The sequence below is a fragment of the Rhizobium sp. R339 genome (genome assembly GCF_002211395.1).
Taxonomy (GTDB): domain Bacteria; phylum Pseudomonadota; class Alphaproteobacteria; order Rhizobiales; family Rhizobiaceae; genus Rhizobium.
Window position 1 is genome coordinate 26,690 of record NZ_LOKV01000012.1, and the last position, 25,262, is coordinate 51,951.

Genomic DNA, 25,262 nt, shown 5'->3' on the forward strand with positions numbered 1-25,262 from the left:
CACCGGTTAGGTAGCCTCACTCTGCCGACACGTCGAGGTACACCGCCCCTCTTGCTTGCACCCGCTCAACCGTCTCCATGATCTCGTCGTAGTCGGGGGTTTCGTACAAAGCTTCCTGTCCCGGATACAGCAACTTCCGGGTGACAGCCTCGTCCAGAAAAAAGGCTCCCGCGATCAGGAAAGATATCGTGTAGAAGTCATCGGCGCCGAGAGCGCGGACGGTGCCTAACGGATCGCTCGGACGGTCCTCGGGCAGACGCGACAACGCTTTGAAGAACGATGGCGCCATATCGTCGCGCTCCTTCAGCGCTCGGGGTAGCAGACGATCCAACATGCCGGCTTCCGTGGCCGAGGGCATACCGAATTTAGGGTCTGAAGGGATCAGGGCATCTGCTACCCACGCGATTCTGGTCCTAAGGTCATCAATGTTCTTCGTCATGGATTAGAGTCCAGCTTTGTGCGCTTCAGCAGTCCGACTGACTGGCTGGGAGCGTCTGTTTTCAATGATGGATTCAGCATTCCGCAATGCCAGCGCGGTCACGGTACCGGTAGGGTTGACCGCACCCGAGGTCGGCATAACACTTCCGTCCATGACGAAGAGGTTTGGCACATCGTGCGAGCGTCCAAACGAATCGACAACCGACGTGCTTGGGTCGTGGCCCATTCGCACTGTTCCCAGTATGTGCCAGCCGGTTTCCCGCATCAGAGGTGTTCCCGACACTTCATAGGCGCCCGCTTCCTTCATGGATTCTGAAGCCCGCAAGAGGTTGAAGTCCAAAAGATCCAGAGTATTTTGTGATGCCTTGTATGACACCTTTACGGCAGGCATGCCCTGGGCGTCGGTCACATCAGGATCGAGGGTAACCATATTGTCCTCGCTCGGCAGGTCTTCCGCCATGATCCCCCAATAAGCCGAACGGCCGAACCGTTTGTGTACCGTCGCATGGAAGTTGTCGCCCCAGACATCGGCATTGCTGCCCCAGGGCCAGCTGCCTACCGATGCGAGGGGACCACCCATTCCCATGAGCTGCCATTTTGCTCCTCGGTAGAAATTTGTTTCTTTGCGGGTCTCGGCAAATTCCAGCGAATAGGCGCGTTGACCGTAGGGTCCTTGCCAATTCTCGAAGAAATCGTCGAACAGACCGCTCACGGTGCCATATGGATGCATCATCAATCGCTTGCCCACCAGCCCGGACGAATTTGCCAATCCGTTCGGATGGTCGATCGAGGTGGAATTCAGGAGCAGCCTCGGCGTACCCACGCCGTTAGCAGAAACGATAACTGTACGGCCGGGCTGAAAATGCGTGGTTCCCGTTTCCCGATCCACATAGGTCACGCCCGTGGCGAGACCGTCGGATCCCGTTTCCACGCGCAACACTCGCGCGTTCTGGACAAGCTTCACGCCAAGCTTGATGCAGGTCGGCCAATGCGTCCGATCGACTGAAGCTTTGGCACCATCGAAACAGCCCCACGTACACGCACCGCGCCGCACACAGGGCAACAGTCCATTATGTTTCACGGTCGCGATGGAATTGCTGCCTGGCCACCAGTGCCAGCCAAGCCGGTCATGGGCCGTGGCGAATTTCCGCTCCATCGCTCCCATTGGAAACGGCGGCAACGGGATGTCGAAACCTGGCGGATAAGCGGAGTCTCCCCCGACACCGGATACCGCGAAGTCGTTCTCGACCCGGGCGTAAAAAGGTTCGAGCTCCGCATAGCTGAGAGGCCAGTCGTCGGCGATTCCGTCCACCGTGCGTACCCGGAAATCGCTTGGCTTAAGTCGATGCCAGGCAGCCGCGTAGAGCACCGAACTGCCGCCGACGCCGTTCCACATCAATGGCTCGATATCGGTATCGCTGACGTCGATCGGATAGTCTGAGGGCGCCTTGCGACGATTTGGGTTTGTGGCAAAATGCTGTTGTTTTGTCAGTTCGAACTCGAGGCCGGAGTGCCGAAGTTTCGTGTAGTCGGGATAACCACCTTGCTCGAGACAAATGACGGACATACCTTCTTCTGCGAGCCGTTTTGCGGCCACCGCTCCGGAAGGCCCGGCGCCGACAATCACGACGTCATACACGGATGTTCGGCTTTCGTTGGCCATTCAACTGACTCCTCAATATTTGCCCAGTATGTGTCCTGCGGCGATTCCTATGCGAGTAGCATTTCACGCCGCCATGGAGGCGCCCATTTTAACCGCCGTCCAAATCGGGAACTTGCAGCGCGAGGTCATTGAATAAATCGTCTGAATCGTAGCCTCTCGATTTGTTCACGCTTCAACGGCAGCTGCGCTCCATTCGAGCTCGGCAAGCCACAGTGAACACTATGATCCAAATTGATGTCAAGTGGATCATCTGATCCTTAGAGATATTTTAATTTTAAACTTGGGCCGCTGGAGCAGCAGCGGTGGCGCTTATAAAAATATCTTGGAGCAGCTCGGTAGCTTCCATCATTTAGCTGGATGGTCGGCGTGGCTTACAGCCAACTGCTCGGGTCATATGACTCGCAAGTGAGCGGCCAATCAGGTTCGATCGCTTGAGATGCGCACCGGTTGTTCGAGACGTCAGTACTCCCTTCAGTGGCGGAATGGGAACTCTCCCGCCGTCAATCATCAAAGAGAAGTTGGATCACATGATCCTGTTGACATTAATCTGGATCATAGTGTTTATTGCTCCTCACTCAAGAATGGATGGAGAACAGGATGACACTCGGCTCAGGGCAGAGCAGCGATGAAGCAGGTTCCGCTATCGGCAAGCGCTCCGAAGCCGCCTATATGAGAGAGCGGAAGGTGGTTCCTGGTGGGTCGATGCGGGCGGCATCGTGGCTTCAGCCGCATCCACCTTACGCAGCGCGTGGTGAAGGATGCTGGGTCATCGACATCGATGAGCGACGGCTTCTCGATTGCGCAAACAACTTTTTCTCGCTCATCCATGGCCACGCCTTTCGCCCGGTTCTGGACGCGGTGCGCGACGCGATGGCCACCGGAACCGCGTTCGGAATGCCGACGGAGAGCGAAATCCTTCTTGCCGAAGCGCTCGCCGCCAGAAGCCCGCGAATGGAGCAGACCCGTTTTTGCAACTCGGGAACCGAGGCCGTGCTGGCCGCAATCAAGGGTGCACGGGGCCTGACCGGCCGGCACAGGATTGCCAAGTTCGAGGGCTGCTATCATGGGGCCTACGACTGGGTTGAGGTGAGCCTTGATCCGACGCCGTCGAACTGGGACGACGAGAATGGCAACCCTGCATCTGTTCGCTGCAATGCCGGCACACCGGATTCGGTTTTGCAAGAAGTGGTGGTCCTCCCCTACGACGATCCGCAGCGTTGCGCAGACATTCTTCGCCGCGAAGGGGCTACGCTGGCCGCAGTTATCGTCGATCCGAATGCCTCCCGTGCCGGTACGGTGCCGATGTCGAAAGAAACAGCTGTTGTCGTCCAGGATGCTTGCCGTCGTGATGGGATCATTCTCATTGCCGACGAAGTGATCAGCTTCCGTCTGTCCTATGAAGGAGCTTCCCCTCTTTTCGGCCTTGAGCCGGATCTGATTACGACGGCCAAGATCATTGGCGGCGGATTGCCGATCGGCGCTGTATCCGGGCGCGCCGAATATATGGCGGTCTTCGATCACTCCGCTGGCAAACCGAAAGTGTCAATGGGAGGCACGTTCAGCGCCAATCCGCTCAGCATGGCTGCGGGCCTGGCCTCTCTCGATCACTACTCGCGGCCGGTCGTGGAACGACTTAATAAACTCGGCGGCGCCTTGCGCGATAGAATTAGCAAAGGACTTGCGGACGCTGGCGTGGCCGCAACGGTCACCGGAATGGGATCGCTGTTTCGGCTTCACATAGGCGCGGGAAGGGTTACCGGCTATCGGAGCGCATTTCCGACTGCAGAGGCCGCAAAGCTCATCCGTCGGATTCAGTTGGCCATGCTGAACGAAAACGTCCTGCTCACGCCCAACTGTTCCGGGTCGCTGTCCAGCCCGATGACAGAGGTCGAGGTCTTCTCGATAGCGGACAAGCTGGTGCACGTCGTCGAAAGGGAACTTGACGCTTACAAAGGCACGTCCAACTGAGACAAAGGGTTCAGCAGCCTTTGGCAGAGATATAAGGGAAATGGTGAAGCAACGATGAGTGGACAGCCGATGTTAATTGCACCCTACCGCGTCGGAGTTGATATCGGCGGTACCTTTACCGATCTTGTCATGGTTGACTCCAAAGGGGCCGTGCGTGCATTCAAGGCGCCTTCGGTCCCTTCGGATCCGACGGAAGGCGTGCTTTCGGCAATTCGACTGGCGGCGGATGCTTTGGCAATCGACGTCGAAACCTTCCTTTCGAACACTGAGCTTTTTGTTCATGGCTCGACCATTGCGACAAATACGCTGCTTGAAAAGAAGGGTGCAAAGGTTGGGCTTCTGGTCACGGAAGGCTTCCGCGATTCGCTAGAGATCCGACGATCCATGCGTGAATATGTTTGGGACCATCGAAAGCCGTTCCCCGAAGTCCTGGTTCCCCGTTATCTGCGCCTCCCGGTCGTCGAACGACTGGAGCAGGATGGTACCGTCAGGATACCCTTCAATCCGGATTCTGTCGCAGCCGCTGCGCGTGTGTTCGAGGAGGAGGGCGTCGAAACGGTTGCGATCTGCTTCCTGCATTCCTACGCAAATCCGGTCCACGAAAGAGCAGCCAAGGCAGAGCTGAAAAAGCTTCTTCCGAACGTCTGGGTCACCGCGTCATCTGAAATCGCTCCGACGATTGGCGAGTACGAACGCACGTCGACGACCGTCGTCAATGCTTATGTTGCGCGCCGTGTCGTTCCTTATCTCGAAAGCCTTTCGCAGCGGCTCTCCTCGCTTGGACTTAAGCGCAAACTTTTGATGATCCAGTCGAACGGCGGCGCGATTTCCATAGATGAGATCGGTCAATCGCCAGCCAGTCTCGTTCTGTCTGGCCCGGCCGCCGGTGTCGGTTCGCTGAAGTTTTTCGGCCAGGACACCGGGTCCGAGCACCTTATGTCGATTGAGGTTGGTGGAACGAGTTGCGACGTTACGTTGATGGAGCACGGGACGGTCTCAATGACAGACCAGATCGTGGTCGACGGTTACCATCTGAACATTCCGTCCGTTGACATTCACACTGTCGGCGCAGGCGGAGGTACGATTGCGTCCGTGGACGGCGCCGGGCTCCTGAAGGCCGGACCGGAAGGCGCGGGCTCCACCCCCGGACCGGCCTGCTATGGCCGTGGCGGCACACGGCCCACTGTGACCGATGCGCAGCTGGTCCTTGGTCGGCTCAAGCCGGGTCCTTATGCTGGCGGAGTGATCACCTTGAATCTTGAAAAGGCGCTCGAGGCGATCGAGACCCATGTCGCAAAGCCTCTTGGTCTCAGCGTCAACGACGCGGCGGCCGGTATCATACAGCTCGTCGAGCAAAATATTCTCCACGCGGTGGAGCAAGCCTCGCTCGAAAAGGGTTACAATCCACGGGCATTTACACTCGTGGCCTGCGGTGGGGCAGGTCCTCTCCACGGTCCATCGACTGCAAGGCTGCTCGGATGCTCAAGTCTGTACATCCCGCGCCTCGCTGGTGTGTTTTGCGCATTTGGCATGTGTAATTCCGACCTTCGCCATGACTATGTCCGAAGCTGGCTCAAGGATCTGGACAATCGCGAAAGTTCAGGCCCGGACCTGCTCAAGGCCGCTTTTGTCGAGATGCAGGCGGAAGCGAGCGATGTTCTTGAGCGCGAAGGTTTCACAGGCGACAAGGCGCTTCTGAAACGCGCCTATGATCTTCGTTATTTCGGCCAGCAGTGGACCATCCCGGTAGAGTGCGCCTCGACGGATGCGGGAACCATACGCGCGGCATTCGAGCAGGTTTATCAACGGCTTTTCGGTTACGTACAGCCCTCAGGTGCAATTGAGATCGTCAATCTGCGATTGGCAGCGATCGGCAGGCTTGATGCGTTGGAAGTTGCTTCTGCTCCCGCCGCAGTGTCCGATCCGGTAGCCATTTCGCGCCGCCCGGTATGGGTCAACAGGGAGTTGGGTTTCGTCGAGACGCCTGTTTACGATGGCACGGCCCTGACCCCGCGCCAGCAACTGACTGGACCTGCCATCATCGAAGAAGCAACGACCACGCTCATACTCGGGGCCGGCGACAAGCTGACGATGACCGAAGCCGGCAACTATCACGTCGACATTCTGCAGAGCGAGGCAGCATGAACGGGCAAAGCATCCCTGGGCCCTATCTGAAAGATGCTGCGTCTCTGGTGCGACCGCAGTCAAATGCCTCGCAGGCCGAATGGTTTATTGCAAGAATTGATGAGGTCAAATTATGAGCACTGTTTTGTCTCCGGAATACGATCCGGTTCTCATCGCAATTCTGCAGCGGCAGCTGGATCATATCAGCCTGCAAATGGGCACGATCATGACTCGGACGGCGCGCAGTCCGATCTTCAGCCAAAGCCATGACTTTTCGTGCTTCCTGAGCAATGCGGATGGCGAGACGATCGCGCAGGCGGACGGTTTGCCGATCCATTCCGGCAGTGGCGGATTTGCCGTGCGCGCGGTTCTGCGGGATTTCTCCGGGCGTATCGAGCCGGAAGATGTGTTCATTCTGAGCGATCCCTATGCGGCCGGCGGCAATCACCTGCCGGACTGGACGCTTATTAGGCCTGTTTTCGTCGAAGGCGAACTGATCGGCTTCTGCAGCAATCGTGCTCACCAGTCTGATATCGGCGGCGGCGCTGCTGGTACCTACAATGCCAAGGCGACAGAGATTTTCCACGAAGGAATTCGCCTGCCCGTCCTCAAATTGATCGAAAAGGGCCGGTTGCGCGACGACCTGTGGCGCATGCTGCTTCTGAACTCGCGCTGCCCGGACCTGCTGGAAGGCGATCTTGGAGCGATGATCGGCTCGACACGGATTGGCGGCCAGCGCTTGGCTGACGTCATCTCCCAACTCGGTCTCAAGAAGGGCCGCACCTACCTTGATGCTCTTCTTGACTACGGCGAGCGGCGAATGCGCCAGGCGATCGCGGAGCTTCCGAATGGCGTATGGCATGCATCGGACTTCAGCGATACCGACTGCTTCAAGCTTGTCGATATCGAAACCCGCATCAAGATGACCATCGACGACGACACGATTACCTTTGATTTCACGGGCACATCGCCTCAAATCAAGGGATTCAAAAATAGCGGTATCGCCAACACGCATTCGGCCGTCTACTGCGCTCTTTCCGCCTTTCTGGACCCCGCAATTCCGCATAACGAGGGTACCTATCGATGTGTCAAGATCATCGCGCCCGAAGGAAGCGTGGTGAACGCCTTGCCGCCGGCACCAATGACGATGAACACGGTATTCCCGGCGATCGACATCATGAATGCGTGTTGGGGAGCATTGGCGCAGGCCGATCCCGAGCGCGCCTGCGCGGGGTGGGGTAAATCGGTGTTCGGCATCTCGTCGGGCACGAAGCCTGACGGAAACGTCTTTGTTCTCTATCACTGGCACGGCAGTTCCGGTGGAGGTGCGGTCAAAGGGCGGGACGGATTTCCGACCTCCAGCCACCAGATGACGCTCGGCGGGATGTTCATCCCGAATGTCGAGACCTATGAGCAATCTTATCCGATCCGCGTGCATCGCTACGAGATGCGTTGCGATACGGGCGGTGCAGGCCAATATCGCGGTGGAACCGGCGTCGACTATGTTGTTGATGTCCTTGCGCCCGGTGAACATCTGCTCCGAGGCGAGGGGGCACGCAAGAAGACCGCTGCTGGCGTCAATGGCGGGCACTGGGGCGAGAAGGGGTCTATCAGGGCTTTCGATCTTGCGACGGGTGAAGAGCTATATTGCCCGCCCTATGGCGTCGAGGAAGTCAAGCCATTCCAGCTGGTGATTGAGGCTACGGCGGGCGGCGGCTGGGGGCCGCCTCACCAGCGGGACCCCGCGTCCGTTCTTCGCGATGTCCGCGACGGCGTCGTATCACGCAGCGCAGCACTTGAGATTTATGGTGTCGCGATCTCGGCCGATGGAAAATCCATATCGTCGACCGAGGCGAGGCAAAGGACCGCGTAGTTTCTCTCAGCCGATTCAACGTAATAGCGAATAAGGGGAGTAAAATGGGCAAGAAGCGTGCAAAGGAAATATTGCGTGAGTATCACGAAGCATGGTCGAGCGGCGATGTCGAAAAGGGCTGCAGCTACTATGCGGACAATCTCGTGGTGCATATGGGTGGAACGCACCCCGTTCTTTCCCGCGATTTCCATGGTGCCAAGGGCTTTGTCGAAGGCTGGGTGAACAAGGTCGCCGCTTATACCGACAAATGGATCGTCGGTGGTGAGGCCGGGCATGATGAACTGATCGCAGAGTCGGATGAGGCTATTTTGATCATGGTTCATGAGATTTGGGCGCGCGGTGACAAGCAGGTTCGCACCGACCGTCTCGCAGCTTACCGTTTCGAGAACGAGCAGATCGTGGAGTGCTGGTTCTGCGACATGCGTCAGGCAGAAGTTGATGCGTTCTTCTCGGGGATCCGATAGGCGGAACAGCCCTGGTCAGCGTCTGCTCATAGTCATGTGCGGGGCCGTACGCGGTATATTACTCAGATTAGGATAGTGTGATGCCCGATTTTATCGTGGTGGGTGGGGGATCTGCGGGGTGCGCTATAGCGGGTCGGCTGAGCGAGGATCCGGATGTATCGGTGACCCTGTTTGAGGCAGGGCCGAGGGACAGCAGCATCTGGATCCGCTTTCCGGTCACATTCTATAAATCCTTCAAGAGCTCTTTGCTTCATTGGTACAAGGTCGAGAAGCTTAAGCATCAAAATGACACCGAGCCACAAGTCGGACAAGCAAGGGTCCTAGGCGGCGGCAGCTCGCTGAACGCGATGATCTATATGAGGGGCGCGCCATCGGATTTCGACCGTTGGGTCGACCATGGAGCAGAAGGTTGGGGCTACAGGGATGTGCTCCCCTACTTCCGCAAGGCAGAAAACAACGAGGTTTATTCGAACGATGCTCATGGTCAGGACGGACCATTGAGCGTTTCGAACCAGCAGTATACTTTGCCGCTGACCAAAGCCTGGGTTAAGGCCTGCCAAGAGGCGGGAATACCCTATAATCCGGATTTCAATTCGGGCGATCTGCAGGGGGCGGGGCTTTACCAGCTGACGACGAAGGATGGTCGTCGGTGCAGTTCCGCCGATGCCTATCTTCGTCCAGCCCGAAAGCGACGGAATCTCAACATTGTCACTGACAAACAGGTCACGAAGATCCTGGTTGAGGGCGGCCGCGCCGTTGGTGTCCAATACGTGGAAAACGGCCGCCTTGAAACGATGCGGGCAGAACGCGAGGTTATCATATCCTCGGGGGCAGTTGGATCTCCTCGTCTTCTTTTGCTCTCGGGAATCGGGCCTGCCGCCGAGCTCCAGCGCTCAGGCGTTCAGGTGGTTCACGACCTGCCAGGCGTGGGGCAAAATCTGCAGGATCATACGGATTGCTTCCTGATTTATAACCTGAAGTCGAACACGAGCTATGACAAGTACAAGAAGCTGCGGTGGCAGCTTGCCGCGGCGGCTCAATTTGCGCTTTTCGGCTCAGGGCCGATTACATCGAATATTTGCGAGGGCGGAGCCTTCTGGTGGAGCGATAAATCGGATCCCACCCCCGATCTCCAATATCACTTCTTCGCCGGCGCCGGCATCGAGGAGGGGGTGGAAACCACGGCGAGTGGCAATGGATGCACGTTGAACGTCTATGCCTGCCGGCCAAAATCGCGCGGCCGAATTGCTCTCCGCTCAGCGGACCCGAGTGTCCCGCCAATAGTGGATCCCAACTATCTCAGTAACCAATACGACGTTGATCGGCTTGTCGATGGGATCCGGCTTGGACAGGAGATCATGGCACAGCCATCAATGAAGAAGTTCGTCAGCGAACCCCATTTGCCGGCCAAGCCGCTGAAAACCCGGGCAGAGTTCGAGGCTTTCGTCAGGAAATATACGCAAGGAGCCTATCATCTGAGCGGTGCCTGCAAAATTGGAACGGACGAGATGGCCGTGGTCGATCCGCAGTTGCGCGTGCATGGCATCGACGGCCTTCGGGTCGCCGATACTTCCGTTATGCCGTTCGTGTCGTCCAGCAATCTGAATGCTCCTGCGATCATGATCGGTGAACGCGCTGCCGACTTCGTCAAAGGGAATCGAATCTAGCTACGGGGCACCGGGGGCCACAACAGGTCGATCGATTTTCAGCCGTGAACGGAGAGTTCCGGTCCGCGGTCCTTGCCAACGGCTGAATGCTTTTTCTCACTTTTGAATCGAAAGCACCAACCCGGTGCGAGGAGGACAAATGAAATTAGTGACATATGACTCGGCTGGCTCGTGGCGAGCAGGTGTTGTGGTGGATTCCTCGATTTTCGACGTGGATACGCTCCTTAAAGGCGAACCCCGCGAGAACGCGAAATCTGTCTTATCGGTGCGTGAATTGCTACGGGAGCACGGAGGAGCGTTGTCAGAGCTCTCGGGGCGGCTCGCTGCTGCTGCCCGGAAGAATCCAAAAGCCGAAGTGGGGCCGTTTGGCAAAGTTCGACTTGGTCCGCCGGTCACCGATCCCTCGAAGATCCTTTGCATCGGCCTCAACTACAACGACCATGTTGCCGAGACCGGGCGCGCACTGCCGACACACCCCGACATTTTCGCGAAGTTTGCAAGCACGCTTATCGGTCCTTTCGATGAGATATGCTGCTCCAACATTACTTCCAACCTGGATTTCGAAGGCGAGCTCGCAATCGTCATCGGTCGGGAATGCCGCTCCGTCTCTGCTGACGACGCTCTCGATTTCGTAGCCGGCGTGACCGTTTTGAACGACATCACGGCACGTGATCTTCAGTATCGCGGCACACAGTGGCTTGCAGGCAAGGCTGTCGATGGTTCGACGCCAGTTGGTCCGGTTCTTGTTACGCTGGAAGAGGTCGGCGATATCCAAGATCTCGATATTCGGACGCGCGTCAACGGTTCGGAGGTCCAATCATCCAACACGCATCTCATGATTTTTCCGGTGCGCCAGTTGGTCAGCTATATATCGCATTTCTTGACCCTTTCTCCCGGCGATATCATCTCGACCGGAACCCCTCAGGGTATTGGCGCCAAGCGGCAGCCGCCTCTGTGGTTGAAGCCGGGCGACATTGTAGAGGTCGAGCTGGAGAATGTAGGCGTCCTGCGCAACACTGTTCGTTGACGGAGGGGCAGTCCAAGCACAGCTCGGTATCGCCCGTGTCACGAGCCGAGGAGTCCAGGAATCCGCGGCGACGAGTGTGCAATGCGTGCTTACACGGATCATCCACACGAACTGGCCGATGTAGATGAGCAATGGCGGTTGAGAGAGGATTGCATAAATGAAGATTCTCGTCCCAGTCAAACGGGTTGTCGACTACAACGTGAAGATCCGGGTGAAGCCGGATGGCACGGGTGTCGAGCTTGCCAATGTGAAGATGTCGATGAACCCGTTCGACGAGATCTCGGTGGAAGAGGCGCTGCGGCTGAAGGAGGCCGGCAAGGCGGAAGAGGTTGTGGTCGTGTCGATCGGCCCGGCCAAGGCCGAGGAAACGCTGAGGACTGCGCTCGCCATGGGCGCCGACCGGGCGATCCTGGTCGAGACCGACGGTCAGGTCGAGCCGCTCACTGTCGCCAAGATCCTCAAGGCGGTCGCCGATGCCGAACAGCCAGGCCTGATCATCACCGGCAAGCAGGCGATCGACGACGATTCCAACCAGACCGGCCAGATGCTGGCGGCCCTGCTTGGTTCGGCCCAAGCAACCTTCGCCTCGAAGATCGAGATCGCTGACGGTAAGGCGACGGTGACCCGCGAGGTCGATGGCGGCCTGCAGACGATCGAGATCAAGCTGCCGGCGGTCGTCACCACCGACCTGCGCCTGAACGAGCCGCGTTATGCCTCGCTGCCGAACATCATGAAGGCGAAGAAGAAGCCGCTCGACAAGAAGAGCCCGGCTGATTTCGGCGTCTCCACGACGCCGCGGCTGAAGGTGTTGAAGACCGAGGAGCCGTCCGGCCGCAAGGCCGGTGTCAAGGTCAAGAGCGTCGCCGAACTGGTCGATAAGCTGAAGAACGAAGCCGGCGTGCTGTAATCGGGCAGGAACAGGAGCAACTATCATGACCATTCTTCTTCTGGCCGACCATGACGGCAATCATCTCTCCGACCAGACCGCCAAGGCGCTGACGGCAGCCTCGCAGATCGGCGGCGACGTCCATGTTCTGGTCGCAGGCAAGGCCGCCAAGGCTGCGGCCGATCAGGCGGCGAAACTTTCCGGTGTGGCCAAGGTGCTGCTGGCCGAAAGCGACGCGCTTGCCAACAATCTGGCCGAGCCGCTGGCCGATCTGATCGTCTCGCTCGCCGGTTCCTACGACACGATCCTGTCTGCCGCCACCTCGGTCGGCAAGACCGTGTTGCCGCGCGTCGCCGCCCTGCTCGACGTCGCCCAGATCTCCGAGATCATCGAAGTCGTCTCGGCCGATACCTTCAAGCGGCCGATCTATGCCGGCAACGCCATCCAGACGGTGCAGGCAAGCGATGCCAAACGCGTGATCACCGTGCGCACCGCCTCGTTTGCTTCGGCTGCTGAAGGTGGCTCGGCCGCCGTCGAGGCGATCCCGGCCATCTCCGATGCGGGTCTGTCGCGGTTCGTCTCCGATGCGCTGTCGGCCTCGGAGCGTCCGGAACTGACGTCGGCGAAGATCATCATCTCAGGCGGCCGGGCCTTGGGCTCGGCCGAGAAGTTCAAGGAAGTCATCCTGCCGGTTGCCGACAAGCTCGGTGCCGCCGTCGGCGCCAGCCGTGCGGCCGTCGATGCCGGTTATGCCCCGAACGACTGGCAGGTCGGCCAGACCGGCAAGGTGGTCGCCCCCGATCTCTACATCGCCGCCGGCATCTCAGGCGCCATCCAGCATCTGGCGGGCATGAAGGATTCGAAAGTGATCGTCGCCATCAACAAGGACGAGGAGGCGCCGATCTTCCAGGTCGCCGACTACGGCCTCGTCGCCGATCTCTTCGACGCACTGCCGGAATTGCAAAAGGCGCTCTGAGCGAGGGAGATAGAATGTGGCTCGCGCGGTAGGACGCCCAATCAAACCTGGTGCCGACCTTCTTCTGAACGATGACGCAAAGCCGGCACTCCACGACCTGCTACATCAGGAACTCCAACCAGAACATAAACTGGATGCCATATGATTGCGGATCTGGAACTGGCGAAACGCGAGGCTAATGAACGTCCTTCCGAGGAGAGTTCTAATCTTCGCAATTCGATAGCCGTATGGGACGCACTCAAATGCTTCTTTATGAAAGGAGCATCAGCTCTCCGAAAGCTCATTCGCCGTATGTATATAGCGAATGAACGCGGCCCGAATATTTGAAGCTTTGCTGGAGCAGTTTAGCATAGCATTCGGCCGATATTCCAGCCTGGCCATTTCAAATTGTCCGCCTTGAAAGAACCCTGGACTTCAGTTTGGTGGCGGTGCGTTGGTGTTGTCGACGTCATCTACGGAGCGCGTCCGAGCGCTGAAATTGCTGGGCATCCACCAGTTAGGTTGCTGGCCGAGCAACATCTGGAAAAAGCCCGCCGCGTAGTCCATGTCCTCGGTTGCATTTTCCCGAAAGGACCACCAGCTGCGAAGATCGTCGACCATCTGGCTGACGTGGACGTCCATGTGAAATTCCTGGTCCATCGTGGCAGCATAGACAGTCAGGCAAAATGTCGTGGCCACATATCCCTCAGGCCAGAACGCCGCTGCCGACTTGGGGTCGACGCGGGCAGGGACATGCGCAGCCTTTATTGGCATGTCCACCACCAATTCGCGAAGAACGAGAGAGGGTACAAATTGGAAAAACTCGCGTCGTTCGGCCTTCTCTTTCGGCTTTTGACGATCGACATTATCCAGCCAACGAACGAATGCTCCCGCTAGCTTCACGTCATCAATGGCGAAATCGCATCCTATCGATCCCCCGCAGAGCGCTGCGTGTGCATGAAAGGCTGCTTTAAACCAATGTAATTGCCTGACCGCCACCCTCAGCGGCTTATTGGTTCGAGGCAGATTGTGCACGGATCGGGACAAATCAAACATGGCTTGCGCACCGTTTCAGAAGCGAGGCCAGAGCCGATATGTCTTTTTGCTGATATAGATCCTGGATCTTCGCTTGGACAGCAGCGGCAAGATCGGTTGCAGCGGAAATGATCGCTTCTCTGTCGGCTTCGTCTGATACCGCGAGCAATGAGAGCATTGCTGCAAAAACCGCGACGACTGTAATGCTGGAGAGTGTTACGGGTGATCGATCGTCCAATTGATCGACCACTATCGAATCGTCATCCGCGAGGTGCAATGTTAACTGGGCCGCAAGCTCGAAGACATCTTGAGATTGGCTCAGTCGTACAAAGGCCCGGCGGCCGGCACTTTGGCGAACCAACGCTCTCTTCGCACCAAGATGGCTTAGTACGAGTTTCATCGTTTGATAATAAGCGACTGAAAACTTATAGTCGGGCCGCGAAGAGGCAGCGATCTCACGCAGTCCTTCGGTATCCGCCGCGGAATCGCTCAAGACGGAATGTGCAAAATTGCACATGAAATGATCGACATTGCGGGCGAGGACCTCAATCTCGCCAAGTGCGGAAAGCGCGATGCCCGATGCCGGTGTTGGGAGCCGGCGGGGCGCAGTCTCCTTCATCGTGTCGCGCCCCTTTTTAAGGGTATAACGCAACGACCTCAAAACGTCCTTCAGTTGCGTCGTTCGTGGAGCGAAATCTGGCGACATGCCAATGTACCCTCTTGCCTCACTGCGCCTCTGTCATGCCACAATATCATATCGCAGTTCGCGCCGGGGTGTCGCCTTAATAAATGCGCGAGTCGCATCATAATTGGTCACGCCGGCCTGACTTCCCAGGCCGGTAGCGTTCAATGCGGAGGACGCTTGACCAAGTTCGACTGCATCTCGAGGCGACAGTCCCTTTACCAATCCACTCGCGAAACCCCCATTGAAGCAGTCACCGCAGCCGCATGTGCACTTTACATCGACCTGGAACGCCGGCGAGTGGAACTCAAATCCCGTCTCGTCGTGATAGTAGGCGCCCTCGGCACCCAAAGTCAGAATGACACACTTTGCCCCTCTGCTGAGAAGGAAAGTCGCCAGGTCCTTGTTGTGGGTCAATCCGGAAAGTGCTTGCGCTTCCTCTTCAGAAGGCAGGAAATAATCCGTATACGGCAACAGAGCTTCGATTTTGGGAAGGTCGGCCGGCGTTGAAGCGAAGACATCAAGCGTGGTGATCACACCTCGACGGCGCGCTTCCGCCATAAGTTCCGCGGTACGACCGGAATCATCCATCCGATTCATCAGGCCGACACCGCCCACATGCAGGATTTTGGTGTCCAGAACCCGATCCACTTCTGAATCTGATATGAAGAATGCGTCGGTTGCACCGCGCTTGTGAAGTGCCGGTCGCTGACCGTTCGGCCGTGTCGTCACGATTGAGGATGATGTCGTGTAGCCCTCGTAGCGCCGCATCATCGTGGTGTCTACGCCGAAAGACTGCAGCTTCATATGGACCCAGTCGCCCATATCATCATAGCCCACTCCGCCGACAGCTTGCACCGAGAGCCCATACTTGGCGGCCACGATCGCCGCCGAACCGGCTGCGCCGGATACGGCCAAGGTGAAGTCCTCCACGAATAGGGTCTGCCCCCCTGCCGGGATTTCCGCGACCGGTCGGCAAAGAGCATCGAAGGTGTAAAAGCCGACGCAGCTGAAATCAAAGGTCGCCGACATCACTGGGCTCCGATCCTGTTGCCATCACTGTCGAAGAAGTAAAGCCGGCTGGGATCAAACCCGATCGATACGGAAGAATCTATTTTTGCACGGAATTCCCGGCCAGCTTTGATTTCGAAGATCTTCTCCGGAGTGCGGACGGACAGGTAGGTGATATCGCCGGTGGGCTCGACGCCAAAAACCGTGCCGTGGAGATTTTCGCCGCCGATCACGCAATCCTCCGGCCGGAAGCCGAGGGTAACCTGACCGGACAGCTTTGCAGGGCAGGCGACCTTCAGGCCGGCAGCCGAGAAAACCCCATTATCTGCAGTGCCAGACACCAGGTTCATCGGCGGCGAGCCGATGAAGCCGGCTACGAAGGTATTCGCCGGATTCGAATAGATCTCATCGGGAGTGCCGATCTGCTGAATGATGCCCTTGTTCATAATCACGATCCGATCAGCGAGCGTCATCGCCTCGATTTGGTCGTGTGTCACGTAAACCGTGGTCACCTTCAGGTCGCGCTGCATGTGCTTGATCTGGACACGCATGCTGGCACGCAGCTTCGCATCGAGGTTGGAAAGCGGCTCGTCCATGAGAAAGACTTGCGGCTGGCGGACGATAGCGCGCGCCAGCGCAGCGCGCTGTCTCTGGCCGCCCGAAAGCGCGCCGGGTTTACGCTCCAGAAAGGGTCCAAGTTCAACCATATCCGCGGCTTTGCGGACTAGGCTGTCATGCTTGTCCCTGGGGATGCGCCTCATTCTGAGGGGAAAACGGATGTTCTCGTAGATCGACATATTCGGGTACAGGGCGTAGCCCTGGAAAACCATCGCAACGTCTCGATCGCGGGCATCGATCTCGTTCACAATATTGCCGCCGATACGTATCTCTCCGCCCGTCGGGTGCTCCAGACCAGCAATCATGCGCATGGTCGTGGTCTTCCCGCAGCCCGACGGCCCCAAAAGAACCAGAAACTCCTCATCGGCGATATCGAGAGAGACATCTTGGACTCCAAAGAAGGAGCCAAAGCTCTTCACGATGTTCTTAAGTTCAATAGAAGCCATGGAATTATCCTTTCACAGCGCCCATGGTCAGGCCGCGCGAGAGATGCTTCTGGATCAGGATGACGAGGATCAAGATCGGAGCGAATGCGAGGAACGAGACGAGTGCGATTGCGTTGTAGATCACCCCGTCGGAGCCGCCGGTGAAGTTGGCGAGCGCAACGGACATCGTGTAAGCCTTGGAGGTCGATGCGATGAGAAGGGTGAACAAGAATTCGTTGATAGCGAAGATCGCTGCTATAACCGCCGCGGTAATGATACCGGGCAGGCAAGCCGGGATCATGATTTCCCAAAGAATAGTCAGGTCTCCGGCGCCGTCTGTCCGTGCCGCGTCCTCTAATTCCTTGGGAATATCCAGCATGTAGCTGCGAATGATCCAGGTGACGAGACTGAGATTGATGGCCGCGTAAATGAGCATCAAAGCCCAGACGGAATCCAGCAAACCCATATTTTTGAACAGAAAGAAGATCGGAACCGCAACGATGGCGGGCGCCATCATACGCGTCGACAAGATGTAAAAACCGATGTCCTCTCGGCCACGGAACTCATAACGAGCCAACGCGAAGGCTGCGGGAATTGCCAGGATCAGATCAATGACGACCGAGCCCGCGACGGCAACCACCGAATTTCGCAGATAGGAAGCGACCGGCCAGTCGCTGACGAGCAGGCGCCAGGCGTCCAGACTCCACGTCGGCCAGTAGATCGGCCTTGGCACGATGATCTCAGTTCTCGGTCTGAACCCTATTGTGAGGAACCAGATGATCGGAACAAGACAAACAAGCGCCCAGGCGACAAGGATGATGTAGCGAAGAAGGAGGCTTTCACCGCCGTTTTTTCGAATGCTGGCCATATCATGATTTCCCGGATTTGAATGCGCGCTTGACGACAGTCTGGGCGATGACGATCGTGAAGATCAGCATCAGCACCGATGCCGCCGACGCGTATCCGAAATTGAACATCCTGAAGCCCTGACGATAGATGAAGTAGCTCATCGTCTCCGTTGCGCCGCCCGGCGTGCCCTGAGTCATGATGTAGACGTTTGTGAACATTGTCGTGATGTCGATGCCGCGCAGCGTTACGGCAACCACGATGATAGGTCTCATCATCGGCAATGAAATGTTCCAGAAAATGCTGCTCCAGCTTGCCCCGTCCAGTCGAGCCGCTTCCTCGATTTCCTCGTCCTGGCCTTGAAGGGCTCCGACGAAGATGATGAAAAGAAACGGTGTCCACTGCCACACGTCCGCGACAATCAGGGTGAGCCTTGCCAGCCAGATAGAGGCAAGCCAGTCGACATTGTTGGAGACTATTCCGATGGACATCAGAATATCGGAGATCACCCGGCCATCGTTGAATGCGAGCTTCCAGATGAAGGCCACGGCTGACGGCATGAACAGCATCGGCATCAGGAAAATGATGCGCCATCCGCGGACAAACGGGTCGCGGTAACAGAAGAAGGCCACAGCCATCGCGATCACCGACTGCAGGACCAGGGATATGCCGCCGATGAGAGCGGTATTACCCAAAGCAGCCCAGAATTCACGATCCTGGATGATCCGTGTGTAGTTGCCGAGCCCGACCCAAGACCAAGTGACGAACTTGACGACAAAGAGGCTTTGATACATCGCGAAAAGACCCGGATACAGGGTGATCGCGAGTAGGTAGGCTACAGCAGGTCCAACCAATAGATACGGGAAGACCTTCCTCGCCGTAGCCGAACGGGGACGAGGTCTTGCGGGTAACTTTACGTTGGAGGCGGCGAACGCCGCCTCCGTTTCAAGTCTTTGAGTTGAATGTGTCATGATCTTAGAAAGGCAGTGCCTTGCCCTTGCCTACATAGAGGCCTGGCTCTGCGTCCGAGTAAGCAATCGGTGCGCTTCCACCGGAGAAGCCATTCTTCTCCAGAATGCTCTTCCAGGCTTTCTGCCCGTTCTCGAGGGCTTCCTTCCCTGAAATCTGACCGGTGACCGCCCGGTTGATTTCATTCCCGAGCGCCTGCTCCATCTCGAACATCCCAGGAATGCGCGGCGCGCACCAGGCGTGTTCCAGACTGTCCGCCCACACCTTCATAGGTTGGCTGACAGCGCGGAGACGCTCGTTGGCAAGAACGGACCGGTAGCCCGGAGCAACACCATTCGCATTCGCTTCGTTCATCGCCATGATAGACGAAGTCGTGAGGAATGCGAGCATAAGGAACGCGCCCTCGGGGTTTTGCGACGTGGCTGCAACGCAGGAGGTCGATCCGGCAATATTCGGCGGAGCGAAGACGCCGCCGGAAATGCGGGGCTCGTAGATCGTAACAAAATCATCGACGATCTTCGACTGATCAGGCCGCATGGCCTGGGTGCCGCTGTCCTGCCAGCTGATATTCGCTGCCACCTGTCCGCCAAGCCACGCGGCGCGGTTTTCACCCCAGCCGGCGCCCGATACGCCTTCGATGGCATTTTTCTGCAGAGCCATGATGATATCCATGGCCTTCATCCCGGCGTCGCTTGTGAGCTGCGGATTCCATTGGCTGTCGAATAAGGTCAGACCCGCTTGCGCCGCGATATGCTCCCAGGTGTAAGTTGCCCAGAAACCACGGGCCGCCATTAAGCCAACACCTGCTACGCCGCCGCCGAGCTTGTTTGCTTCGGCCGTGACGCGAATGAGTTCGTCGTAGCTTGGCACGGATTGGGCACGATCAATGGGGCCGCCGAGTATCTTCTCCATGATCGACTTGCGCAGATGCACCATCTGAACGTCGCAGTCGAACGGGATGCCGACCAGCTTGCCGCCGACGTAGCCGTAGTTCAGACGATAGGTATCATAGAAGTCGTCCAGCGGCAGTTTCCACTTGTCCGCATATTCGCTGAGGTCGGCAAGGAAGCCTGGGCCGGCGAAATCACCGAGCCACGGCGAGAAGAACTGCAGGGCGTCGAAGGATGCGTTTCCGGAAATGAATTCGGAAACCGCCTTGTCATAGAAGCTGTCGTCGGGGATCGGAACCAGCTCGACCTTGATGCCCGACAATTGTTCAAAGGGCTTCAGCCCCTCGGCAGCCGACTCCTGGTCGGCAGCGCCTACGGCAAACCTGACGGTTTTCCCGCTCTGTTCCGAGCGAACTTTCTCCCAATCCACCGTACGGATCCAGTCTTTCGCTGGGTCCCAGAGTGGATCGTCCGACATCTTGTATAGCTTGCGGTAGTCCTCGCGGACATAATCTTTAACGGAAATCTTGTCCAAAACCGACTGGATATCCGGCAGACCCGATTGCGCGAATGCGGGCAGCCTGAGGGCAGAGGCTGCGCCGGCAGCAAGCCCGAAAGCTGCGGAATGCCTCAGGAATCCGCGGCGCGATACGCCCGAACTTAAGACTGTCATGTTGTACTCCTCCCAATCTGAATAAACCAGTTGAATGCCAATGGAGGCAAGACTGTTTCGGTGCGGCCTCCACTCCGCGTCCATCCCTAGCACCATCCGCTCGAAGCGAACATTTGCTAACAAAAAATACAATGTGTTCATATTGCCCGGCTGTCAACCAGTTTTTGGATACGGTTTATAGGGCTGTGTATGAACATCGTGTTTTGTTTGGATATCTTTGTGCATTGCGGTAGGGCGAGTGCGCCTATTTCTTGCCGATCTATGCACTGCGAGATAAATCTTGTAACGAAACTCATGAATTTGGGACGGGCGCCGACATTGCGGGAAAACCGCTGATTTCCGTGCCAATGTCATCTGCCAACCGTAATGCACCCGAAAGGAAGCTAGATGCAGATCACGCCTCCAGTTGCCATGGTTCAGAGCGATTCTGAGAGGCTGCGAGCGCGAGTCGCGTGGCTCTACCACATAGAGAATTACACGCAGCAGGACATCGCCGCTCAATTGGGCATCAATCGGGTAATGGTCGTCCGACTCTTGGCGGAAGCGCGTCGCCGCAACGAGGTGCGTGTAACCATCTCCTCGCCCCTTTCCGATATGATCGCTCTTGAAAGAGAGTTGGAGACGACGTTTGGGATCAGGCAGGTCATTGTTGCGCCCTTCGCCGATCCTGAAGGCGACCCAACAAAGGTCATTGCAGCAGCAGCCGGAACGCTGATTACCGGTTTGATGCATTCGAGCATGATCGTTGGCGTAGGTTGGGGGCGCACCCTTTATAATACCTTGCCATTTATTGCCGGGGCCGCCCTCGACGACTTTCGCGTTGTCTCACTGCTCGGAGGCATTTCAGCTGCGCGTCGCTTCAATCCTGCCGAGTTTGCCTGGCAGTTCGCAGAGCTTTTCAAAGGCGAGGGTTTTCTCGTGACCGCACCGGCAGTGGTGGATAGCCCAGAGACAAAGCATGCGCTGCTGGAAAGATGCGGCCTTGCCGCGATTTTCGAAATGGCGGATAAGCTCGACGTCGCACTTCTCTCGGTCGGTGGGATCTCTGCACTGACGACGAGTTATCGCACCGGGTATTTGAGCGAGGCTGACCGTCGCTCCTTGATTGACGCCGGCGCCGTCGGAGACGTGCTTTATAATTTCATCGACAAGGACGGCAACGTTATCGACCACGAGGTAAATGCTCGGGTCATATCAGTGAACCTCGAGCGGTTGCGGCGCACACCGGAACGCATCCTAATCTCGGGAGGACCAGAAAAGCTGGCAGCGCTTCGTGCCTGCCTTGTCACAATAAAGCCAACAACCCTGGTGACCGACGAGCAGACTGCGGGCGCCCTGCTGGCGTCAGTGTAAATCGACGCCCGGAGCGCCAACGAACCGGAAGTGGCGCTTCCTATTCTCGCGATAGTGTGCGCAGTGTAGCCTGCTCACTATCCCCCACGCCCGCGCGGCAAATCGCGCGCAATCCATACCAGCAACAAAATTAATTATGGCCGCGGCACGCTGTTTCGGGTGCCGGTGTTCGCCTGCCCGCGAGGGTAATCATTTGCGTTCTTTTAAATTACAAAAGTTCTCTTTTTCCACACAGAACGAGGGTTGGCGGCACCTGGATGCCAAATCGAGAACATATTGATTGACTGGATAACAAATGTACATTACCAATCTGTCTCGGATGAATTCGGGAGGAATGGAATGCCCATTAACGTTGCGCCAACCGGGCTTGCACGCGATCTCATGCGTCGAGGGACCGAGGGAAAGCCTATTCGCATTGGACTGATTGGAAGCGGGGAGATGGGCACCGATATCGTGACCCGTGTCGCCCATATGCAGGGTATCGAGATCGGGGCAATCTGCGATCTCAACGTCACTCGTGCCCGCGAGGCCGTTGATATTGCTTACCGGGCAGGCGGTCATCATCGCGAAGCCGCCAGTGCTGATCAACTCAACAATGCGATCGAGTCGGGCAAGATCGCCATCACAGCCGACTCCGCCAATATTCTGAACAGCGGCTTGATCGACGTTGTCGTCGATGCCACCGGTGTGCCTGCCGTCGGTGCGGAGATCGGCTTAGCAGCCATGGAGCACGGCAAGCATCTCGTGATGATGAACGTCGAAGCCGACGTTACGATCGGCGCCTATCTCAAAAGTGAGGCTGAGCGGCTTGGCGTTACCTATTCGCTTGGAGCGGGAGACGAGCCATCGTCTTGCATCGAATTGATCGAGTTTGTTTCGGCGATGGGGCATCCGATCGTTGCGGCAGGTAAGGGCAAAAACAACCCGTTGAACATCGATGCGGTCCCGGACCAATACGCGGAAGAAGCAGCCCGCCGGAACATGAACGTTCGTATGCTTGTCGAATTCGTGGACGGCTCTAAAACCATGGTGGAAATGGCCGCCATCGCAAACGCAACAGGTCTAGTGCCGGATAAGCCCGGCATGCATGGTCCGGCGGCCACGCTTGACGAACTGTCGAAGGTTCTCGTGCCTGAAAAAGACGGCGGCGTACTGACGAAGGCAGGTGTTGTCGACTATTCGATCGGAAAGGGTGTCGCCCCTGGTGTGTTCGTCGTTGCGGATATGTCCCATCCGCGGATCTCGGAGCGCATGGAAGATCTGAAGATGGGAAAGGGGCCGTATTTCACCTTCCACCGGCCATATCACCTGACCTCATTGGAAGTGCCGCTCACCTGTGCCCGTGTGGTTCTTTACGGGAAACCCGACATGGTCCCTCTGTCCACTCCTGTGGCCGAGGTTTGTGCGGTGGCCAAGAAGGATCTCCAGCCTGGCGACAAGCTCGATGCAATCGGCGAGTACTGCTACCGCGCCTGGATCATGACTGCGCCTGAAGCGCGCAACGCCTCTGCTATTCCATGCGGAATGCTGCAGGGAGGCAAAGTGACCGCGGCGATCAAGAAGGGTGAACTGATTACCTACAGCAACGCATCGGTCGCGGAAGGCTCTCGTCTAGCCGCCTTGCGTGCTCGGCAAGACGCTCTCGTCTACGGCAGGGAGGCGTAAATGGCGAACTCAGCAAGAGCGATGAAGAGTGCCGAGACCAGCAATCTCCCCTTCATCTATCGACAATATACCCGCGACCAACTGCTGGACGCTCTTCGAAAGATGCACCTCATTCGCCAGTTCGAAGAAGGCGCTGAGGAAAGCTACACACGCGGTCTCATCCACGGGACGATGCATCTGTCGATCGGTCAGGAAGCCAGCGCTATGGGCGTTTGCCTCCCGCTGACGCAACAGGATCAGATCACCTCGACCCACCGAGGCCATGGTCACTGCATCGCCAAGGGCGCGGATGTCAAACGCATGTTCGCGGAGTTCTTTGGCAAGACGACCGGCTATTGTGCTGGCCGCGGCGGTTCCATGCATATTGCCGATGTTACGACCGGCAATCTCGGCGCAAACGGCATTGTCGGGGGCGGCTTGCCTATAGCTGTCGGTGCCGCTCTGACATCGAAGCGCCTGAAGACCGGTAAGGTCGTCGTCTGCTTTTTTGGCGACGGCGCGAACAACGAAGGTGCGTTCCACGAAGCGTTGAATATGGCTGCCGTTTGGAAGCTGCCCGTTATCTTCGTCTGCGAAAACAATGGTTACGGCATGTCGACATCGACCGCACGATCGACGGCGGTTGCCAATATTGCAGACCGTGCGGCCGCTTACAGCATGCCCGGCGTCATTGTCGACGGAAACGTGCTTTCGGAGGTGGCAGAAGCCACTCACAACGCCGTCGAGCGCGCCAAGCGCGGCGAGGGGCCGTCGCTCATCGAGTGCAAAACCTATCGTTACCGAGGTCATTCGAAAAGCGACCGAAATCGCTACCGCACGAAAGACGAAATCGAGGACTGGATGAGCAACCGCGATCCAATCGCCCGGTTCGAAGCAGAGCTCCGGGAGTTCGGTGTCGCGAACGACACAGAGCTGTCGGCAATCCGCAAGTCCGTAGAGGACGAAATCGCGGCCGGGATTGAATTCGCAAAACAAAGCCCGATGCCCGAGATTTCCGGTCTGGCCGATAACGTCTACACGGAGCAAGCGTAATGGATACCACGGTTCGAGAGCTCAGCTACTCCCAAGCTATCCAAGAAGCCATGGCGATCGCGATGGAAGCGGACGAGCGCGTCATCCTGATGGGTGAGGACATTGGTGTCTACGGCGGCGCTTTTCAGGTCACCGGCGATCTCATCGACAGGTTCGGTCCGGATCGCGTGATGGACACGCCGATTTCCGAACTTGGCGGCGCAGGCGTCGCGGTCGGTGCTGCTATGACCGGACTGAGGCCGATCTTCGAATTTCAGTTCTCAGACTTCGCCGCTCTGGCGATGGAGCAGATCGTTAATCAGGCCGCCAAAATGCGCTACATGCTCGGCGGCGAAGTCTCCGTGCCGGTTGTCATGCGCTTTCCAGCCGGCTCAGGGACCGGGGCGGCTGCTCAGCATAGCCAGAGCCTGGAGGCGTGGCTTGGACATGTCCCAGGTTTGAAGGTGATTCAGCCGGCAACCCCATATGATGTTAAGGGCATGCTGCTCGCCGCTGTCGCCGACCCCGACCCGGTGATGATCTTCGAACACAAGCTCCTCTACAAGATGAAGGGGCCGGTTCCGGAAGGTCACTACACGGTTCCCCTCGACAAGGCGGAGATCCGCCGACAGGGTAAAGATCTTAGTATCGTGGCGACATCGATCATGGTTCATAAGGCGCTCGAGGCAGCCCAACAGCTGGCTGCTGAGGGGATCGACGTCGAAGTGATCGATCTCCGTTCGGTGCGTCCGATCGATAGAGCGACCGTCATCGCAAGTGTGAAGAAGACGACAAGGCTGCTCTGCGTATATGAGGGCGTCAAAACACTCGGCGTCGGTGCAGAAATAAGTGCGATGATCGCTGAAAGTGACGCATTCGACTACCTCGATGCGCCGATTGTCCGCCTTGGCGGCTCCGAAACGCCGATTCCGTACAATCCGGAGCTCGAAAAGGCTGCCGTTCCGCAAGTCCCCGACATTTTCAATGCAGCCCGGGATCTTGTGAGGGGAGTGCGATAG

21 protein-coding genes are annotated in these 25,262 nt (G+C 57.5%); 12 read left to right on the forward strand and 9 right to left on the reverse strand.

The window, feature by feature from the left end; genetic code table 11:
- Positions 1-16: 16 nt before the first annotated feature.
- Positions 17-439 (reverse strand): hypothetical protein, encoded by a 423-nt coding sequence (locus tag ATY76_RS14415; protein WP_088675433.1) that lies wholly within the window; start codon positions 437-439, stop codon positions 17-19.
- 3 nt (positions 440-442) lie between these two features.
- Positions 443-2,101, reverse strand: a complete 1,659-nt coding sequence (locus ATY76_RS14420; RefSeq protein WP_088675434.1) for a GMC family oxidoreductase — start codon at positions 2,099-2,101, stop codon at positions 443-445.
- A 597-nt stretch (positions 2,102-2,698) separates the two neighbouring features.
- Between ATY76_RS14420 and ATY76_RS14425 the strand changes: the two genes are divergently transcribed.
- The 8 genes from ATY76_RS14425 to ATY76_RS14460 all read left to right on the forward strand — a co-directional run bounded on the left by ATY76_RS14425 (position 2,699) and on the right by ATY76_RS14460 (position 13,086).
- Positions 2,699-4,069, forward strand: coding sequence for an aminotransferase class III-fold pyridoxal phosphate-dependent enzyme (locus ATY76_RS14425; protein ID WP_088675435.1), 1,371 nt, complete (start codon positions 2,699-2,701; stop codon positions 4,067-4,069).
- Positions 4,070-4,138: 69 nt separating this feature from the next.
- Positions 4,139-6,214: a hydantoinase/oxoprolinase family protein gene (locus ATY76_RS14430; protein WP_088675436.1), complete on the forward strand. Its 2,076-nt coding sequence runs from the start codon at positions 4,139-4,141 to the stop codon at positions 6,212-6,214.
- Between the two features lie 112 nt (positions 6,215-6,326).
- The gene (locus tag ATY76_RS14435; RefSeq protein WP_088675437.1) at positions 6,327-8,066 is read left to right on the forward strand and encodes a hydantoinase B/oxoprolinase family protein; all 1,740 of its coding nucleotides are present in this window, start codon (positions 6,327-6,329) and stop codon (positions 8,064-8,066) included.
- A 44-nt stretch (positions 8,067-8,110) separates the two neighbouring features.
- Positions 8,111-8,530: a nuclear transport factor 2 family protein gene (locus ATY76_RS14440; RefSeq protein ID WP_088675438.1), complete on the forward strand. Its 420-nt coding sequence runs from the start codon at positions 8,111-8,113 to the stop codon at positions 8,528-8,530.
- 80 nt (positions 8,531-8,610) lie between these two features.
- Positions 8,611-10,197, forward strand: a complete 1,587-nt coding sequence (locus ATY76_RS14445; RefSeq protein WP_088675439.1) for a GMC family oxidoreductase N-terminal domain-containing protein — start codon at positions 8,611-8,613, stop codon at positions 10,195-10,197.
- Between the two features lie 139 nt (positions 10,198-10,336).
- Positions 10,337-11,224, forward strand: coding sequence for a fumarylacetoacetate hydrolase family protein (locus ATY76_RS14450; protein WP_088675440.1), 888 nt, complete (start codon positions 10,337-10,339; stop codon positions 11,222-11,224).
- A gap of 157 nt (positions 11,225-11,381) precedes the next feature.
- The gene (locus ATY76_RS14455; protein ID WP_088675441.1) at positions 11,382-12,131 is read left to right on the forward strand and encodes an electron transfer flavoprotein subunit beta/FixA family protein; all 750 of its coding nucleotides are present in this window, start codon (positions 11,382-11,384) and stop codon (positions 12,129-12,131) included.
- 25 nt (positions 12,132-12,156) lie between these two features.
- Positions 12,157-13,086, forward strand: coding sequence for an electron transfer flavoprotein subunit alpha/FixB family protein (locus ATY76_RS14460; RefSeq protein ID WP_088675442.1), 930 nt, complete (start codon positions 12,157-12,159; stop codon positions 13,084-13,086).
- A 414-nt stretch (positions 13,087-13,500) separates the two neighbouring features.
- Here the strand turns inward: ATY76_RS14460 and ATY76_RS14465 are convergent, their stop codons facing one another.
- From ATY76_RS14465 to ATY76_RS14495, 7 genes are all read right to left on the reverse strand, one after another.
- Positions 13,501-14,121, reverse strand: a complete 621-nt coding sequence (locus tag ATY76_RS14465; RefSeq protein WP_088675443.1) for a hypothetical protein — start codon at positions 14,119-14,121, stop codon at positions 13,501-13,503.
- On the reverse strand, positions 14,114-14,806 hold the full coding sequence (locus tag ATY76_RS14470) for a hypothetical protein (protein ID WP_088675444.1): 693 nt from the start codon (positions 14,804-14,806) through the stop codon (positions 14,114-14,116). Before ATY76_RS14470 ends, ATY76_RS14465 begins: the two co-directional genes overlap by 8 nt.
- Positions 14,807-14,839: 33 nt before the next feature.
- Complete coding sequence (locus tag ATY76_RS14475; protein ID WP_088675445.1) at positions 14,840-15,814, reverse strand: sugar kinase; 975 nt, start codon at positions 15,812-15,814, stop codon at positions 14,840-14,842.
- Complete coding sequence (locus ATY76_RS14480) at positions 15,814-16,857, reverse strand: ABC transporter ATP-binding protein (RefSeq protein WP_088675446.1); 1,044 nt, start codon at positions 16,855-16,857, stop codon at positions 15,814-15,816. Before ATY76_RS14480 ends, ATY76_RS14475 begins: the two co-directional genes overlap by 1 nt.
- Before the next feature lie 4 nt (positions 16,858-16,861).
- The gene (locus ATY76_RS14485; RefSeq protein WP_088675447.1) at positions 16,862-17,704 is read right to left on the reverse strand and encodes a carbohydrate ABC transporter permease; all 843 of its coding nucleotides are present in this window, start codon (positions 17,702-17,704) and stop codon (positions 16,862-16,864) included.
- 1 nt (position 17,705) lies between these two features.
- Positions 17,706-18,476: a sugar ABC transporter permease gene (locus ATY76_RS33235; RefSeq protein WP_245309869.1), complete on the reverse strand. Its 771-nt coding sequence runs from the start codon at positions 18,474-18,476 to the stop codon at positions 17,706-17,708.
- Positions 18,477-18,657: 181 nt separating this feature from the next.
- Positions 18,658-20,214, reverse strand: coding sequence for an extracellular solute-binding protein (locus ATY76_RS14495; RefSeq protein ID WP_088675448.1), 1,557 nt, complete (start codon positions 20,212-20,214; stop codon positions 18,658-18,660).
- Between the two features lie 387 nt (positions 20,215-20,601).
- On the opposite strand from ATY76_RS14495, the gene ATY76_RS14500 reads away from it, so the two are divergent.
- The 4 genes from ATY76_RS14500 to ATY76_RS14515 all read left to right on the forward strand — a co-directional run bounded on the left by ATY76_RS14500 (position 20,602) and on the right by ATY76_RS14515 (position 25,262).
- Entirely contained in the window at positions 20,602-21,567 is a 966-nt protein-coding gene (locus ATY76_RS14500) for a sugar-binding transcriptional regulator (protein WP_088675449.1), read from the forward strand.
- A gap of 339 nt (positions 21,568-21,906) precedes the next feature.
- Positions 21,907-23,232: an NAD(P)H-dependent oxidoreductase gene (locus ATY76_RS14505; RefSeq protein ID WP_088675450.1), complete on the forward strand. Its 1,326-nt coding sequence runs from the start codon at positions 21,907-21,909 to the stop codon at positions 23,230-23,232.
- Complete coding sequence (locus tag ATY76_RS14510) at positions 23,233-24,264, forward strand: thiamine pyrophosphate-dependent dehydrogenase E1 component subunit alpha (RefSeq protein ID WP_088675451.1); 1,032 nt, start codon at positions 23,233-23,235, stop codon at positions 24,262-24,264.
- Positions 24,264-25,262: an alpha-ketoacid dehydrogenase subunit beta gene (locus ATY76_RS14515; RefSeq protein WP_088675452.1), complete on the forward strand. Its 999-nt coding sequence runs from the start codon at positions 24,264-24,266 to the stop codon at positions 25,260-25,262. The genes ATY76_RS14510 and ATY76_RS14515 overlap by 1 nt, the downstream gene beginning before the upstream one ends.

Excerpts from the sequence above, each read along its gene's own strand:
- ATY76_RS14415 (WP_088675433.1), bottom strand. The coding sequence starts at position 439 with ATGACGAAGAACATTGATGACCTTAGGACCAGAATCGCGTGGGTAGCA.
- ATY76_RS14420 (WP_088675434.1), bottom strand. The coding sequence starts at position 2,101 with ATGGCCAACGAAAGCCGAACATCCGTGTATGACGTCGTGATTGTCGGC.
- ATY76_RS14425 (WP_088675435.1), top strand. The coding sequence starts at position 2,699 with ATGACACTCGGCTCAGGGCAGAGCAGCGATGAAGCAGGTTCCGCTATC.
- ATY76_RS14430 (WP_088675436.1), top strand. The coding sequence starts at position 4,139 with ATGTTAATTGCACCCTACCGCGTCGGAGTTGATATCGGCGGTACCTTT.
- ATY76_RS14435 (WP_088675437.1), top strand. The coding sequence starts at position 6,327 with ATGAGCACTGTTTTGTCTCCGGAATACGATCCGGTTCTCATCGCAATT.
- ATY76_RS14440 (WP_088675438.1), top strand. The coding sequence starts at position 8,111 with ATGGGCAAGAAGCGTGCAAAGGAAATATTGCGTGAGTATCACGAAGCA.
- ATY76_RS14445 (WP_088675439.1), top strand. The coding sequence starts at position 8,611 with ATGCCCGATTTTATCGTGGTGGGTGGGGGATCTGCGGGGTGCGCTATA.
- ATY76_RS14450 (WP_088675440.1), top strand. The coding sequence starts at position 10,337 with ATGAAATTAGTGACATATGACTCGGCTGGCTCGTGGCGAGCAGGTGTT.
- ATY76_RS14455 (WP_088675441.1), top strand. The coding sequence starts at position 11,382 with ATGAAGATTCTCGTCCCAGTCAAACGGGTTGTCGACTACAACGTGAAG.
- ATY76_RS14460 (WP_088675442.1), top strand. The coding sequence starts at position 12,157 with ATGACCATTCTTCTTCTGGCCGACCATGACGGCAATCATCTCTCCGAC.
- ATY76_RS14465 (WP_088675443.1), bottom strand. The coding sequence starts at position 14,121 with ATGTTTGATTTGTCCCGATCCGTGCACAATCTGCCTCGAACCAATAAG.
- ATY76_RS14470 (WP_088675444.1), bottom strand. The coding sequence starts at position 14,806 with ATGTCGCCAGATTTCGCTCCACGAACGACGCAACTGAAGGACGTTTTG.
- ATY76_RS14475 (WP_088675445.1), bottom strand. The coding sequence starts at position 15,814 with ATGTCGGCGACCTTTGATTTCAGCTGCGTCGGCTTTTACACCTTCGAT.
- ATY76_RS14480 (WP_088675446.1), bottom strand. The coding sequence starts at position 16,857 with ATGGCTTCTATTGAACTTAAGAACATCGTGAAGAGCTTTGGCTCCTTC.
- ATY76_RS14485 (WP_088675447.1), bottom strand. The coding sequence starts at position 17,704 with ATGGCCAGCATTCGAAAAAACGGCGGTGAAAGCCTCCTTCTTCGCTAC.
- ATY76_RS33235 (WP_245309869.1), bottom strand. The coding sequence starts at position 18,476 with ATGTATCAAAGCCTCTTTGTCGTCAAGTTCGTCACTTGGTCTTGGGTC.
- ATY76_RS14495 (WP_088675448.1), bottom strand. The coding sequence starts at position 20,214 with ATGACAGTCTTAAGTTCGGGCGTATCGCGCCGCGGATTCCTGAGGCAT.
- ATY76_RS14500 (WP_088675449.1), top strand. The coding sequence starts at position 20,602 with ATGCAGATCACGCCTCCAGTTGCCATGGTTCAGAGCGATTCTGAGAGG.
- ATY76_RS14505 (WP_088675450.1), top strand. The coding sequence starts at position 21,907 with ATGCCCATTAACGTTGCGCCAACCGGGCTTGCACGCGATCTCATGCGT.
- ATY76_RS14510 (WP_088675451.1), top strand. The coding sequence starts at position 23,233 with ATGGCGAACTCAGCAAGAGCGATGAAGAGTGCCGAGACCAGCAATCTC.
- ATY76_RS14515 (WP_088675452.1), top strand. The coding sequence starts at position 24,264 with ATGGATACCACGGTTCGAGAGCTCAGCTACTCCCAAGCTATCCAAGAA.